The sequence below is a fragment of the Oceanobacillus kapialis genome (assembly GCF_044790185.1).
Classification (GTDB): Bacteria; Bacillota; Bacilli; order Bacillales; family Amphibacillaceae; genus Oceanobacillus_B; species Oceanobacillus_B kapialis.
In genome coordinates this window covers 2,249,744-2,264,440 of the sequence record NZ_CP085256.1, presented here as the reverse complement: position 1 = coordinate 2,264,440, position 14,697 = coordinate 2,249,744, and the positions used below count along the sequence as shown (strand labels likewise).

The following is a 14,697-nucleotide window of genomic DNA, read 5'->3' as shown; positions in this document are numbered from 1 at the left end:
TTTTCCTCTTAAAGCTTTTCACGCCCTGTATATTTTTTCACTTTCTATAGAGAGAATGATACTATAGACGTAATGAAAATTTCGGAATGGAGGATGAATTCAATGTCCAATAAACTTGTTTTAATAGATGGAAATAGTATTATATATCGAGCCTTTTTTGCATTGCCATTGCTTAACAATGATAAAGGGGTTTACACGAATGCAGTGTATGGCTTTACAACCATGCTATTAAGAATTTTGGAGGAAGAGAAACCGACTCATATACTTGTAGCATTTGATGCTGGAAAGACCACTTTTCGTCATAAAACGTACAAAGAGTACAAGGGAGGACGGCAAAAGACACCACCTGAGTTATCGGAACAGTTTCCATTATTGAAGGAAGTCCTAGATGCTTTTCATATTCCCCATTACCAATTGGAGAACTATGAAGCCGATGATATTATCGGTACACTTTCTAAAACGGCAGAACAAAACAAATGGGATGTCACTGTTATTTCTGGAGATAAAGATTTATTACAGCTTGTTTCAGATTCTGTAACCGTTCGTTTAACTAGAAAAGGGATTAGTGATGTAGAAGAATATAATCCAGCTTTTCTAAAAGAGAAAATGGAGTTAACACAAGATCAGATTATTGATTTGAAAGCTTTAATGGGGGATAGTTCAGATAATATTCCCGGTATTCCTGGGGTTGGACAAAAGACTGCGACAAAACTGTTAAAGCAATACCATACCTTGGAAGAACTCTATGACCATGTAGATGAAGTGAGTGGAAAGAAGCTACAGGAGAAGCTGGTTACATATAAAGAGGATGCCTTTATGAGTAAGGAATTGGTTACCATTAATCGTGAATCACCACTTACTATAAAGGTGGAGGATGTTGGCTTTAACGGTTATAAACCAATTGATGTTAGTGGAATTTTTAAGGAATTAGGTTTCCAATCATTGCTAGATAAGCTCGAAGGAGACGATTCTGAACAGGATTTAGCCGAGTCAGAGGAACTTCAGGACATTGAGTTTCATATGGTCGAGAAGATTGATGAACAGATGTTTCTAGGTAATGAAGCAATTGTTGTGGAAACGCTCGGTGAAAATTACCATCAAACAAATATAGAAGGTTTTGGTGTCATTAATAAGGAGCAGGCTTACTATATTCCTACAGATATTGCGTTAGGTTCAGATGTCTTTAAAGCATGGCTTGAAGATGCTGCCAAAAAGAAGGCAGTATTTGATGCTAAAAAGACGTTGGTTACCTTGCTACGTAACGGGATTAATATGAAAGGTGTTACCTTTGATATGCTATTGGCTTCCTATTTACTGAATCCATCGGACAATAACCATGATATCCCTGCCATCGCAAATAGAATGGGCAAGCAGGTGGTTCACTTTGACGAAGAGGTTTATGGAAAAGGAGCAAAACAAAAAGTACCTGAGCAGTCCATATTGGCTGAACATGTTGTGCGGAAAGCAAAAGCGTTGTTTGATTTAAAAGATACCATGAACCAACAACTGATCGATAACGAGCAAAAGGAATTATGCACAGAGCTTGAAATGCCGCTAGCTTTAATATTAGGGGAAATGGAGCATTATGGTGTGGAGGTTGACATTGATCGACTAGAGGAGATGGGGGTAGACCTTAAGGGTAGGTTAGCCGAACTAGAGAAAGAAGTACATGAGCTGGCAGGAGAAACCTTTAATTTAAACTCTCCAAAGCAGTTAGGTCCTATTTTGTTTGAAAAACTACAATTACCTGTTGTGAAAAAAACAAAAACTGGTTACTCTACTGCAGCAGACGTACTTGAAAAACTAGAAAGTGAACATGAAATTATCCCAAAGCTACTTCTATATCGTCAGCTAGGTAAGCTGCAGTCAACTTATATTGAAGGCTTATTAAAAGTAGTAAATAAGAACACAAATAAGATTCACACGCGTTTTAATCAGGCATTAACCCAGACAGGACGTCTCAGCTCAATAGATCCTAATCTGCAAAATATCCCAATTAGATTGGAAGAAGGTCGAAAGATTAGACAAGCTTTCATCCCCTCAAAGAAAGATTGGATCATGTTTGCTGCCGATTACTCGCAAATTGAATTACGGGTACTTGCACATATAGCAAATGATGAAAAATTGGTTGCTGCTTTTAATGATGACTCCGATATACACACACAAACGGCCATGGATGTTTTCCATGTAAAACGGGATGAAGTAACAGGTAATATGAGACGTCAAGCAAAAGCTGTCAACTTTGGAATCGTTTATGGAATTAGTGATTTTGGATTATCACAAAGTTTAGGTATTACAAGGAAGGAAGCAAAGCAGTTTATAGACCGATATCTGGAAAGCTATCCTGGTGTTAAAGCTTACATGGACGAGATTGTCCAAGAAGCAAAGCATAAAGGTTATGTTACAACATTAATGAAGCGGAGAAGATATTTACCTGACATTACGAGTCGAAACTTTAACTTGCGAAGCTTTGCAGAAAGAACAGCAATGAACACACCAATTCAAGGAAGTGCTGCAGACATAATTAAGAAAGCAATGATTGATTTACATGAAAAACTTAAAGCAGAGAACATGCAGGCTCGTATGTTGTTACAAGTACACGATGAATTAATTATTGAAGCACCAGAAGAAGAGCTAGACAAACTGAAAGAAATTGTCCCAGCGATGATGGAGAACACGGTAGAATTAAACGTACCATTAAAGGTAGATTATGCTTATGGCTCCAGTTGGTTTGATGCGAAGTAAGGAGAGAGAAAGAACATGCCTGAATTGCCAGAGGTAGAAACAATAAAAACCACATTAAAACAATTTGTATTAAATAAAACCATTGAACAGGTAGAGGTGTATTGGCCGAATATTATAAAAGAACCCGATGATATCCAACAATTTGCAACTTTGATCACCGGGCAGACGATCCTGGATATAACGAGAAGAGGAAAATTCCTCCTGTTTCAGCTTGATGATTATGTTTTAGTTTCCCATCTGCGTATGGAAGGGAAGTATAGTGTAGAACCAAAGGGGGAGCCAATTCGAAAACATACCCATGTTATTTTTCGATTCACAAATGGGGAAGAACTTCGCTATAACGATGTTCGAAAGTTTGGCACCATGCATCTCTATCAACGAGGTGAAGAGTTTCATAATAAGCCGTTAAATCAATTAGGCCCAGACCCATTTGATGCCGCCTTTACATTTGAGTATTTTTATCAAAAGCTAAAGAAAACAGAGCGTGTTATAAAGTCTGCGCTCTTAGACCAAACGATTGTAACAGGGCTTGGTAACATTTATGTTGACGAAACATTGTTCAAAGCTGGGGTTCACCCGTTAAAAAAAGCAAGTAAGCTAACCAAAAAGGAAGTTAAGGCTATACAAGAGCGAGCAATTGAAACGTTAGCGGAAGCAGTAGAATTAGGTGGCACTACGATCCGTTCCTATGTAAATGGACAAGGACAAATGGGTATGTTTCAACAATCTCTTTTTGTATATGGCCAGGAAAACAAAGAATGTAAAAAGTGTGGGAAACCAATTATGAAAATGAAGGTTGGCGGACGCGGTACGCATGTTTGCAGCAACTGTCAAAAGAATGATTGAGGTGGCAAAGTAGTGGCAATAGTAATTGGATTAACTGGAAGTATTGCGAGCGGGAAAAGCACCGTTTCTCGTATGTTTGCTGACTTAAATATTCCTGTAATTGATGCCGATAAAATTTCCCGCGTAGTCGTAAATCCTGAAGAACCGGCATACACTAAAATAGTTGAAACATTTGGGGAAAGCATTTTACATGAAGATAAAAGCCTTAATCGGGAAAAACTAGGTTCCATCATCTTTGCGGATGCATCGAAGCGAGAAAAACTGAATAGTATTGTACACCCTGCTGTGCGTGAAAGAATGCTAGCTAAAAGGGATGCATATGTGGAGGCAGGCGAGCCTGCTGTCGTGATGGATATCCCCTTATTATTTGAAAGTAATTTAACACATTTTGTTGATAAGACTCTTGTCGTTAGTGTGACAGAATCCGTTCAGTTAAAAAGGTTAATGAACCGAAATGGCTATAGTGAGCAGGAAGCAGAGCAACGTATTAAATCACAGCTTTCTTTAGAAGAAAAAGCTAAAAAGGCAGATGCTGTGATTGACAATAATGGTACAAAACAATATACGTATGAACAACTTGAGCGATTATTGCATAACTGGAAGGCGTTACCTTCTATAAAATAGAGCAGTAGCAGTACTCAACCATTCTACCTACAGCCCTGTAATTTTATCTCGCCTTAACTGGCAGTAAGACCCCCACTTCAAGAAACCGGGAAATCAAGCATTCTAAGTGGGGGGAGCAACTGCCAGTAAAGGTCCGATTCGTTCAACTAACATTTGGTGGGGGAGGAAGGGACCCCTCACCAAATGAAGTTTTACTTTATAATTCCTTAATATTGTGAAATGAACCTGACATATTAGTCAGGTTTTTCTTTATTTAATATGACACACTATTTATTTTTGTGTTATACTAATAACGAGGTATTTTGTTTTAAAGTATAGCTTAACAGGAGGTTGTCATAATGGGGAAGGTAAAAATTGCAATAAACGGGTTTGGAAGAATTGGCAGAATGGTTTTTCGCCAGCTGATAGCAGACAATGAACTGGAAGTGGTTGCAATCAATGCCAATTATCCAGCAGAGACACTGGCACATCTTGTTAAATACGATAGTGTTCACGGAATATTTTCAGAAAAAGTGGAAGCGCTTCAAAATGCACTTCAAATTAATAATAAAAAAATAAAAATAGTTAATTCTAGAGAGCCTGATAAGCTTCCTTGGAAAGAGCTTGAGATTGATATTGTTATAGAAGCAACTGGTAAATTCAAAACAAAAGAAACGGCTGGTAAGCACTTAGAGGCAGGAGCGAAAAAAGTTATTATTACTGCTCCAGGAAATAATATAGACAGAACAATTGTAATGGGTGTAAATGAAAGAGAATATGACCCGCAGACCGATCACATCCTTTCTAATGCTTCATGTACAACGAATTGTTTAGCACCTGTTGTGAAGGTAATCGATAATCATTTTGGTATTGAGAACGGCCTAATGACTACGGTTCACGCATTTACCAATGATCAAAAAAATATCGATAACCCACACAAAGATTTACGCCGTGCTCGTGGTTGTACACAATCCATTATCCCAACCTCCACCGGAGCTGCCAAGGCCCTAGGTGAAGTATTACCACATTTGCAAGGTAAACTGCACGGTATGGCTTTAAGGGTACCAACACCAAATGTTTCCCTTGTCGATTTGGTTGTAGATGTCCGCCAACATGTAACTACAGAACAGGTTAATCAAGTATTTGCCGAGGCTGCAAATGGAAATTTGAAGGGAATTTTGTACTATAGTGAAGATCCGCTTGTCTCGATTGATTATACTACTACTGAGTATTCAGCCATTATTGACGGTCTATCCACAATAGTCATGGAGGGAACTAAATTAAAAGTACTTGCATGGTATGATAATGAGTGGGGATATGCCAGACGTGTGAATGACCTTGCAAAATATGTAGGAAAATTAATGTTTCATCCTTCTGCTGTATTGTCTTAACGGTATTTAGCTTTGTTTTAAGATATACATCGACAGTAGTGATGGCATAAGAGAAAAACAGTGCGTGTCTAAAATTATATTCAACCCCTTATCCGAAAAAAACGTATTGCAAATCGACTGAAAAACATATATACTTTTCGTTGTACTTCCTGATTAAATGGTTTATCCGCTTAAAGGGTTAGGACCTCATCGGACTAACTTTCCCCCGTGGCGGTTGTTGGAGATCAGGAGGATTATCACCATAAATAAGGGGGATTTATATGGATACAATGGGAAGACACGTAATTGCCGAATTATGGGATTGTAATATTGATAAATTGAATGATATGGGATTAATAGAACGAATTTTTGTGGATGCTGCACTGAAAGCAGGAGCAGAGATTCGAGAAGTAGCTTTTCACAAGTTTGCGCCACATGGTGTAAGTGGTGTGGTTATCATTTCAGAATCACATTTGACGATTCACAGTTTTCCAGAACATGGTTATGCTAGTATAGATGTTTACACTTGTGGGGATATTATTGATCCCAATGTGGCTGCATCCTATATTGCAGAAGCCCTTGAGTCAAAAACCTTTGAAAAGGTAGAAGTTCCACGTGGTATGGGACCGGTAAAAGCAGGAAAATTCCAAAGCGTATTATAATATAAAAACAGGTTGACTGTTTCAGTGATTGCTTACTGAAAATTAGTCAGCCTTTTATTTTCTTCTTCACATAACGATTCCCTTTTATTCGTGTTCCTTCTAGAGGAATTCTAAGAAACATGTTACTATTAATAGTAATCTATGAATCATATAGCCGCTACATAGCGTATTATAATTGTTTGATTTCATTAACGAATATAGTCATGATGAGGTGTACGATATGGGTATTCGCAATGTAATTGGGAAATATTTAAATAATCATGCTGAAACAAATGAGAACCATTGGGATGATTCCTTAAAAACACATTATTATAAAACGACTAAAGACAAAGGTTTGCGGACTTTAGAAGATATATTCAATAAATCATCCGCTTATGAAATAAATGCTGTATCGGCAGAACATGGTGAGGTCAGTATAAATGTGAAAAAGGGAAAGAAGGCTTTTGTCGTGGCGACTGTCGTTATGGTTAAACCATACCAGACTGCTGTAGATTTCTCTGTTACCACTGAATCTTTTTTACCATTCGACCTAGGGTACAGTACAAAATTGATTAAAGCATTATATAGTGAAATAAACCAGCATTTGCAGCTGATAACAGACAAAAAGTAAAATCCTTTACGAAGGCATAAAAAGGGGGGACACCACGATATGAGATGCTCAAATTGCCATTATAAAAGTACAAAGGTATTGGATTCACGTCCGATAGAAGAAGGGCGTTCCATAAGAAGACGTCGAGAGTGCGAAGCTTGTGGTTTTCGTTTTACAACCTTTGAACGGATCGAAGAAGTACCTCTTATTATTGTTAAAAAGGATGGTACTAGGCAGGAATACAGCAGGGAAAAGCTTATTCGTGGCTTGATCAAGGCATGTGAAAAACGCCCCGTACCACTAGAGAAGATTGAAGCGATTGCGATCGATGTCGAGAAAGAGTTGCGTAACACTGGTATGTCTGAGATAGACAGTAATGAAATTGGAGAAAAAGTAATGGACAGGCTATCGGAAGTGGACGAAGTAGCATATGTTCGATTTGCTTCTGTTTATCGCCAATTCAAGGATATCAGTGTGTTTTTTGATGAACTAAAAGATCTGATAAAGACAGACAAGAAAGACAGTTAAAGTAATAGAACATAGTAAATTTAGGTAAGCGAAAGGGTTAATCGTGATGAATTATATTGGTAAAATTTTGCCTATTGAAGGTTATTATGTGGTGGTAAAATCGCCTTTGCCTGTCGACTATGCAAAATCATTGACCCATTTGTACCAGCCGCTTATCGGAATACAGGCTGTTACATTATACTTGACACTCTTGCATGAAGTGGAATTACAGCAAAAAGATACACCTCAGACACATCATACTTTAATGAACTACCTGAACTTACCCCTTGATGAAATTTATCAGGCAAGACTAAAGTTAGAGGGAATTGGTTTGTTAAAAACTTTTGAGAATAAGTCCGATTCGCAAAATTATTATACCTATGAAGTCCAAAGTCCATTTTCTCCGAGTGATTTCTTTTTGGATGGTATGCTGACACAATTACTTTATCATCATCTCGGGAAGGATAAATTTCAGCTTTTACAGGAACATTATACAAAACCTTCTGTGCAAAAAGGGGAGAATATTACAGCTTCCTTTAGCGATGTATTTCAAACATTTCAACCACAGGCGCCAATTAATCAAGTCAAACAGAAAAAAGCAATCTCGTCTGAACAAGAAGCATCCTTTGATTTTACATGGATTGAACAGATGCTGAGGCAACGATTAGTCCCTGTACAGCGGGTTTTAACAGGGGAAAACAAACGATTAATTATGCAAATGATGCAATTATATGGTTTGGAAACTTTTGAGATTGAGAAATCCCTTCTCTGGGCATTAACAGAAGAAAATATACTCCATGTAGAAGAGTTTAAAACAGCATGTCATGATTTGTTTAAATCTAAATATAAGCAAACAAATATTCAGCTAACCGAAAAGCAAGCTTCCAAGACAGAAGCACCCCCGGAAAAAGCGGTGACAAAGGAAGATCAGCTTGTCATGGAATTGGAGAGGATTTCTCCGAAGCAACTATTAGAAGATCTTTCAAGTGGAAATCATGCATCTGATCAAGACATGAAGGTTATTAGAGAAGTGATGACAACACAAGGACTTCCTTCCCCGGTGATGAATGTACTAATCCATTATGTTTTGTTGCAGACCAATATGAAGCTATCTAAAGCATATTTAGAGAAGATAGCGAGCCATTGGTCACGGGCAAACTTGAAGACAGCTAAAGAAGCAATGGCCTTTGCTAAAAGAGAAGCAAAAAACTTTCAAAAAGGAAATCAATCTGCTTCAGGGTTTAGAAAGCAGGCATCTAAAGAGATTATCCCGGAATGGTTTAAGGAGCGGAAAAAGAAACAACCTTCTACCAGTACAGAATCGACTATTGATAAAGATAAAGATAAAGAACAGAAGGAAATTGAAGCATTACTACGTCAATTTTCCGGTGAAAATAATTAAAAATAATCATTTGCAAGGATGATTGGAATGAAACCAGTGCAATCTGAATTAAAACGGTGGATGGAGCAAAACGAAAATTTCCAGGAAAACTATAACCGGGTCAGACAGGAAGTTTTAGGCGACCCGGAAATTAAAGAATTTTTGGCAGCTCATCCTGAACTCACGCGTAATGAAGTTGATAAAAGTTTAATTAAGCTTCATGAGTATAAAACACAGTCGAAACAATGTGATCGATGTAAGTCATTTGGGAGTTGTGTGAACATGCTGCAGGGCTATTCTCCGATCTTACATGTGGAAGATAATGAAATTCATCTTTCCTATGAAAAATGTCATAGTAGACGGGATTATGAGAGACAGCAAAGCCAGCAGAAATTAATTAAAAGCCTTTATATGCCAAAGGAAATTATGCAGGCGACAATTGCTGATATTGATAGTGACCCGGAGCGAAGCGATGCTATCAGGCAGCTCGTTCACTTTGTGGGACAAGTGCAAGAAAAGGGGCTACCAAAAAAAGGGATTTATTTTTACGGTCCATTTGGAGTTGGCAAAACATATTTCCTCGGAGCATTGGCGAATAAACTGAAGGAAATTAATATTTCTTCTACCTTAATTTATATGCCAGAATTTGTGCGCGAAATAAAAGCATCTTTCAAAGATGATTCAATAAACGATAAAATTGATTACTTTAAAAAAGCAGATGTTTTAATGTTAGATGATATTGGCGCAGAACTTCATTCGGCTTGGTTCCGGGATGAAATTTTGGGCTCCATCTTGCAATACCGGATGATGGAGGGTCTACCCGTATTTTTCACCTCGAACTATAGCATGGATCAACTAGAAGGTCATTTGGCCACTACTCGTGGTGGTGTAGAAGAAGTTAAGGCAGGAAGAATAATGGAACGCATAAAACAAGTTAGTAAGGAAGTCCTGATCTCTGGAGATAATCGGAGAGACTACTGATTAGCTAACTTGCATTGTTCTCAGGAAGTTAATAGATGCACATCTGAAAATAATACCTATACTATTAAAATGCTAAGGCAAGCCGGTGATAGAGTTAACGTACTCTTTTGCCGGCTATTTCTTTTGTTAATTACTATATTGACTAGTTTCGGTCGATTACTCATTTTTTGTTCATCTCGTCCATATAATGTAACAGTTTGGTGTTGGGTGAGGGTGATGATGATTGCTTGAAGTTTATTTTGAATCAGATAAGGAAGTAATTCGATTTTGTGAACAGCTATTCCGTTATAATAAAGACATCGAATTACATTGGAAAACAGATAAAGATTGGGGGAATCATATAATATTTGAAAAGGAAATAAAAGCAAATGCATTATTTGAAGCGATATCGAAAGCGATGGTTGAAGTATTTGTTACCCATAGATTGACCGCCATGATTAATAGCATTATTGAAGATTATTATTATTATACAAACAGGGATGAAATGGAGAAAATACTTGAATTAACGCAATGGATCTTTTCTGGAGAAGATGCTGACAGCCTCCGGGTACGAAAGGATAAAGATCCTCGACAGCTATTAATGTCACTTTTTATCGCCAATATTAAGAACACTTCTACTGTACATTATGACTCCATTGTGAAGTTTCGCCTTAATCCTTTTAAAGACAAGCTTGTTCATTATGTCGGGCTTGCCATTGATGAATTTAAGAGGGAAGAAGACCATCAGGAATTTATTTACTTGCTTCGCGAGTATATTTCGAAAAAAGAGCCAAGCTTTAATATTATTCATATTTTACAAGGAGATCCTTTCTCATTCTTTAAGCAAAATGGAAAACGTTTATCTAATATGGAGCTACGTATGCTTATGCAAAAGGAGCCATTATACATCGTTGGGTTAGATGAGAATGAGCTTAACTTAGCACCACTTGTAGCAATGGCACCTGAGAAAATTAAAATTTATGGAGACCATCCATCAGAGCCGAAAACGTTGACAGTTATTAGTGTGTTTCAAGAAAGAGTGGATTTTGAACCATATAGTAATTTTCCCTTTTCCTTTTACTTAAACAACCGGCAAAAATAGGGCTTGCATTTCTGCATGGCAACAGATATAATACTGATTATAAATTATCTCAATTTAAAGGTTTTGAGAAGGACATGATTAGTTGAACTGTGTTAGGACAGAGATGGGAGCCTTGGCTGTAAGCTTCCTCTATACCATCAGCTGATTACCCCCTTTGAACCCTGCTGTGGAAACAAAGTAAATGGCAGCGTATATCTGCGTTAAAGATGTAATGAAGCCGTAAATGATGATGAATTACGGGAAATTGGGTGGAACCACGACGTGTCAGCGCTCGTCCCTTTGCAAACATGCAGAGGGATGGGCGCTTTTTAATTGTATAAAAGGAGTGAGCAAAAATGGCAGAAGAATTAACAATCATTTTCCCTGATGGTGCACAGAAGCAGTTTCCTGAAGGAACAACAGGTGAAGACATCGCAGGTTCTATATCAAGCGGACTAAAAAAACAAGCAGTTGCCATAAAGCTTGACGGTGAACTTGTTGATTTAAAGCGTGAGCTTAATCAAGGTGGAAAAATTGAAATTATCACCTATAAAAACGAGGAAGGCATTGAAGTGATGCGCCATTCCACAGCCCATTTAATGGCACAGGCGATTAGACGTTTATATGGCGATGTTAACTTTGGTGTAGGTCCAGTAATTGAAGAAGGATTTTATTATGATGTAGAAATGGATCATTCCATTACTCCAGAAGACCTTCCAAAGATTGAAAAAGAAATGAAGCGTATTGTGGACGAGAGCCTGGAAATCGAAAGAATTGAAGTATCCCGAAACGAAGCGAAGGAAATGTTTAAAGACGATCACCTTAAACAGGAGCTAATTGACGCTATTCCTGAAGAAGAACAAGTGACCATTTATAAACAAGGAGAATTCTTTGATCTTTGTCGCGGTATTCACGTACCATCTACTAACAAAATCAAAGCATTTAAATTGTTGAGCATTTCTGGTGCTTATTGGCGTGGAGATAGCAATAACCAGCAATTACAACGAATTTATGGGACAGCATTTGAAAAGCAAAGCCAGGTAGATGAGTATTTGCGAATCCTGGAAGAACGTAAAGAACGCGATCACCGTAAATTAGGAAAAGAACTTGAGATATTTACTGTATCCCAAAAAGTAGGACAAGGCCTACCTTTATGGCTTCCTAAAGGTGCTACGATTCGTCGTAATATCGAACGCTACATTGTAGATCTCGAGGAACGATTAGGGTACGATCATGTCTATACACCGGTTTTAGGGAGTGTAGATCTATATAAAACAAGTGGACATTGGGACCATTATCAGGATGACATGTTCCCTGTAATGGAAATGGATAATGAAGAATTAGTATTACGTCCAATGAATTGCCCACACCATATGATGGTATATAAAAATCAACTTTACAGTTATCGTAACTTGCCTGTAAGGATTGCAGAGCTTGGTACGATGCATCGCTACGAAATGTCAGGAGCTTTGGCTGGCTTGCAGCGAGTGCGCGCGATGACCCTTAATGATGCACATATTTTTGCACGTCCGGATCAATTGAAGGATGAATTCATTCGAGTGGTGGAACTTGTTCAAAAAGTATATGAAGACTTTGGGATTGAAGATTATTACTTCCGTCTTTCCTACCGCGATCCAGAGGATAAAGAGAAATACGTAGACAACGACGCAATGTGGGAAAAGGCACAAGCTATGTTGAAAGAAACAATGGAAGAAATGAAAGTAGAATATGTGGAAGCAGAAGGAGAAGCTGCCTTCTATGGTCCAAAGCTTGACGTCCAGGTGAAAACTGCGCTTGGGAAGGACGAAACACTTTCTACTGTTCAGTTGGACTTCCATTTACCAGAGCAATTCGACCTTACTTATATTGGAGAAGATGGTAAGGAGCATCGTCCAGTTGTTATTCACCGTGGTGTGGTATCTACAATGGAACGTTTTGTGGCATTTTTAATCGAGGAATACAAAGGTGCATTTCCTACTTGGCTTGCTCCAGTTCAGGTGAAAGTAATTCCAGTATCACCTCAGGTTCATCTGGATTATGCGAAAAAAGTAGCGGAAAGCCTGCAACTTGAAGGTGTACGTGTGTCATTAGATGAACGAGACGAAAAAATTGGCTATAAAATAAGGGAAGCTCAAACACAAAAAATCCCGTTTGCTCTTGTACTTGGGGACAATGAAATTAATGAAGACGCCGTAAATGTAAGACGTTACGGAGAAAAAGACTCCAACACGCTATCCTTTGATGCATTTAAACAAATGATCAAAGAAGAAATAGCAGAGAAAACACTAAACAAAAAGTAAGGTAAAGATGCCGGGTGAATCCGTAACCTTTTTAAAGGATTAGGATTGCCCGGATTTTTATTAACCCCTTTTTAACTGCACTGATGTATGATACAATATAACTTGTTCAAGAAATCAACACTCTTTTATCATGTGTTGACAATACTCATATGAAATGATATGATAATAAAGTTGAAAACATTATATGATCTTAAGACAAGTAGAAGCACCCGCTTCTCACCTGCTCGACACCATTTGGTAGTTGACTGGTTCCGAACTTTTTAAAAAAATTGGAGACGTGTGGGTGCATTTTGTACCGACACTTTTTTAATGTATAACGATTCGCTTGTCAATAAAGATCAAGGATACAAAATAACTTTGGAGGTGGCTGGCTATTAGCAAAGATATGAATGTTAATGAGAAAATCCGTGCTAGAGAAGTACGTCTTATTGATTCAAACGGTGATCAGCTTGGAGTGAAATCCCGTCAGGAAGCACTTGATATCGCGCAAACAAGAAACCTGGATTTAGTGCTTGTTGCGCCAAATGCAAAACCGCCTGTATGTCGGATCATGGACTACGGTAAATACCGTTTTGAACAACAGAAGAAAGAAAAAGAAGCACGTAAGAAACAAAAAATCATTAATGTTAAAGAAGTACGCTTCACTCCAGGAATTGGCGATCATGATTTTGAGACAAAACTCAAGAACGCTAGAAAATTCCTTGAGAAGGGCGACAAGGTTAAAGCAGCAGTTCGTTTCCGCGGACGTGCGATTACCCACAAGGAGCTTGGCCGTGAGGTATTGGATCGATTTGCAGAAGAAGTAAAAGATATTGCAACCATCGAAACAAAGCCGAAAATGGAAGGTCGTAACATGTTTATGATGATCGCTCCAGTTAACGAAAAATAATATTTGGACAGCTTACGAGGAGGAAATCACTATGCCAAAAATGAAAACCCACAAAGGTTCTCAAAAACGTTTTAAGAAAACTGGTACTGGAAAACTAAAACGCGCACATGCTTACACAAGCCACATGTTCGCACATAAATCTCAAAAGCAAAAACGTAAACTTCGTAAAAGTAACGTTGTATCTGCAGGAGATTTCAAACGTATCAAAACAATGCTTCCTTACAAATAAGATAAGAAGCACCTACGAATAAGAAGACTACTATGATATGTATTTTAGGAGGGAATTAATATGCCACGTGTAAAAGGTGGAACAGTAACGCGTCAACGTCGTAAACGCGTCCTTAAATTAGCAAAAGGTTATTATGGTTCTAAGAGAACGTTATTTAAAACAGCAAAACAACAAGTAATGAAATCAGGTCAGTATGCTTACCGTGACCGCAGACAGAAAAAACGTGATTTCCGTAAGCTTTGGATTACACGTATTAATGCTGCAGCTCGTTTGAACGACCTTTCTTACAGCAAACTAATGCACGGTTTAAAAGTTGCTGGTATTGACATTAACCGTAAAATGCTTTCTGAACTTGCTATCAATGACGAGCAAGCATTCGCTCAACTAGCACAAAAAGCAAAAGACGCTGTAAAATAAATTTTTGGAAGGGCAATTCAGTTAGGAACTATCCTAATACGTTTTGCATTGCCAAATTGATAGAGACCAAATCTTTTATATAAGAGATTTGGTCTTTTTTAGGAGCTAAGCTATGTTG

14 protein-coding genes and 1 other annotated feature are annotated in these 14,697 nt (G+C 38.0%); all 14 genes read left to right on the top strand.

What is annotated here, in order from left to right; all coding sequences use genetic code 11:
- The first annotated feature begins 102 nt into the window (after nucleotides 1–102).
- The 14 genes from polA to rplT all read left to right on the top strand — a co-directional run bounded on the left by polA (nucleotide 103) and on the right by rplT (nucleotide 14,579).
- Complete coding sequence (polA, locus tag LG273_RS11880) at nucleotides 103–2,745, top strand: DNA polymerase I (RefSeq protein ID WP_404453836.1); 2,643 nt, start codon at nucleotides 103–105, stop codon at nucleotides 2,743–2,745.
- Nucleotides 2,746–2,760: 15 nt separating this feature from the next.
- The gene (gene mutM, locus LG273_RS11875) at nucleotides 2,761–3,591 is read left to right on the top strand and encodes a DNA-formamidopyrimidine glycosylase (protein ID WP_379560593.1); all 831 of its coding nucleotides are present in this window, start codon (nucleotides 2,761–2,763) and stop codon (nucleotides 3,589–3,591) included.
- Nucleotides 3,592–3,603: 12 nt separating this feature from the next.
- Nucleotides 3,604–4,215: a dephospho-CoA kinase gene (coaE, locus tag LG273_RS11870; RefSeq protein ID WP_404453832.1), complete on the top strand. Its 612-nt coding sequence runs from the start codon at nucleotides 3,604–3,606 to the stop codon at nucleotides 4,213–4,215.
- A 338-nt stretch (nucleotides 4,216–4,553) separates the two neighbouring features.
- A complete protein-coding gene (locus LG273_RS11865) occupies nucleotides 4,554–5,585 on the top strand; it encodes a glyceraldehyde-3-phosphate dehydrogenase (protein WP_404453829.1) in 1,032 nt (343 codons plus the stop codon).
- A 260-nt stretch (nucleotides 5,586–5,845) separates the two neighbouring features.
- Nucleotides 5,846–6,226: an adenosylmethionine decarboxylase gene (gene speD, locus LG273_RS11860; protein WP_379560596.1), complete on the top strand. Its 381-nt coding sequence runs from the start codon at nucleotides 5,846–5,848 to the stop codon at nucleotides 6,224–6,226.
- Nucleotides 6,227–6,401: 175 nt separating this feature from the next.
- Entirely contained in the window at nucleotides 6,402–6,836 is a 435-nt protein-coding gene (locus LG273_RS11855) for a cytosolic protein (protein WP_404453825.1), read from the top strand.
- A gap of 39 nt (nucleotides 6,837–6,875) precedes the next feature.
- The gene (gene nrdR, locus LG273_RS11850; protein ID WP_404453822.1) at nucleotides 6,876–7,343 is read left to right on the top strand and encodes a transcriptional regulator NrdR; all 468 of its coding nucleotides are present in this window, start codon (nucleotides 6,876–6,878) and stop codon (nucleotides 7,341–7,343) included.
- A 46-nt stretch (nucleotides 7,344–7,389) separates the two neighbouring features.
- The gene (locus LG273_RS11845; protein ID WP_404453819.1) at nucleotides 7,390–8,724 is read left to right on the top strand and encodes a replication initiation and membrane attachment family protein; all 1,335 of its coding nucleotides are present in this window, start codon (nucleotides 7,390–7,392) and stop codon (nucleotides 8,722–8,724) included.
- 27 nt (nucleotides 8,725–8,751) lie between these two features.
- The gene (dnaI, locus tag LG273_RS11840) at nucleotides 8,752–9,684 is read left to right on the top strand and encodes a primosomal protein DnaI (protein ID WP_404453816.1); all 933 of its coding nucleotides are present in this window, start codon (nucleotides 8,752–8,754) and stop codon (nucleotides 9,682–9,684) included.
- 223 nt (nucleotides 9,685–9,907) lie between these two features.
- Nucleotides 9,908–10,765: a putative sporulation protein YtxC gene (gene ytxC / locus LG273_RS11835; protein ID WP_404453813.1), complete on the top strand. Its 858-nt coding sequence runs from the start codon at nucleotides 9,908–9,910 to the stop codon at nucleotides 10,763–10,765.
- A gap of 335 nt (nucleotides 10,766–11,100) precedes the next feature.
- Nucleotides 11,101–13,044 (top strand): threonine--tRNA ligase, encoded by a 1,944-nt coding sequence (gene thrS, locus LG273_RS11830; RefSeq protein WP_379560604.1) that lies wholly within the window; start codon nucleotides 11,101–11,103, stop codon nucleotides 13,042–13,044.
- Between the two features lie 191 nt (nucleotides 13,045–13,235).
- Nucleotides 13,236–13,358: a sequence feature (ribosomal protein L20 leader region), on the top strand.
- Between the two features lie 71 nt (nucleotides 13,359–13,429).
- A complete protein-coding gene (gene infC / locus LG273_RS11825) occupies nucleotides 13,430–13,933 on the top strand; it encodes a translation initiation factor IF-3 (RefSeq protein ID WP_379560605.1) in 504 nt (167 codons plus the stop codon).
- 31 nt (nucleotides 13,934–13,964) lie between these two features.
- Complete coding sequence (rpmI, locus tag LG273_RS11820) at nucleotides 13,965–14,162, top strand: 50S ribosomal protein L35 (protein ID WP_344379821.1); 198 nt, start codon at nucleotides 13,965–13,967, stop codon at nucleotides 14,160–14,162.
- Between the two features lie 60 nt (nucleotides 14,163–14,222).
- Nucleotides 14,223–14,579, top strand: coding sequence for a 50S ribosomal protein L20 (gene rplT, locus LG273_RS11815; RefSeq protein ID WP_379560606.1), 357 nt, complete (start codon nucleotides 14,223–14,225; stop codon nucleotides 14,577–14,579).
- Nucleotides 14,580–14,697 lie beyond the last annotated feature (118 nt).

Excerpts from the sequence above, each read along its gene's own strand:
- polA (WP_404453836.1), top strand. The coding sequence starts at position 103 with ATGTCCAATAAACTTGTTTTAATAGATGGAAATAGTATTATATATCGA.
- mutM (WP_379560593.1), top strand. The coding sequence starts at position 2,761 with ATGCCTGAATTGCCAGAGGTAGAAACAATAAAAACCACATTAAAACAA.
- LG273_RS11865 (WP_404453829.1), top strand. The coding sequence starts at position 4,554 with ATGGGGAAGGTAAAAATTGCAATAAACGGGTTTGGAAGAATTGGCAGA.
- speD (WP_379560596.1), top strand. The coding sequence starts at position 5,846 with ATGGATACAATGGGAAGACACGTAATTGCCGAATTATGGGATTGTAAT.
- nrdR (WP_404453822.1), top strand. The coding sequence starts at position 6,876 with ATGAGATGCTCAAATTGCCATTATAAAAGTACAAAGGTATTGGATTCA.
- LG273_RS11845 (WP_404453819.1), top strand. The coding sequence starts at position 7,390 with ATGAATTATATTGGTAAAATTTTGCCTATTGAAGGTTATTATGTGGTG.
- dnaI (WP_404453816.1), top strand. The coding sequence starts at position 8,752 with ATGAAACCAGTGCAATCTGAATTAAAACGGTGGATGGAGCAAAACGAA.
- thrS (WP_379560604.1), top strand. The coding sequence starts at position 11,101 with ATGGCAGAAGAATTAACAATCATTTTCCCTGATGGTGCACAGAAGCAG.
- infC (WP_379560605.1), top strand. The coding sequence starts at position 13,430 with ATGAATGTTAATGAGAAAATCCGTGCTAGAGAAGTACGTCTTATTGAT.
- rpmI (WP_344379821.1), top strand. The coding sequence starts at position 13,965 with ATGCCAAAAATGAAAACCCACAAAGGTTCTCAAAAACGTTTTAAGAAA.
- rplT (WP_379560606.1), top strand. The coding sequence starts at position 14,223 with ATGCCACGTGTAAAAGGTGGAACAGTAACGCGTCAACGTCGTAAACGC.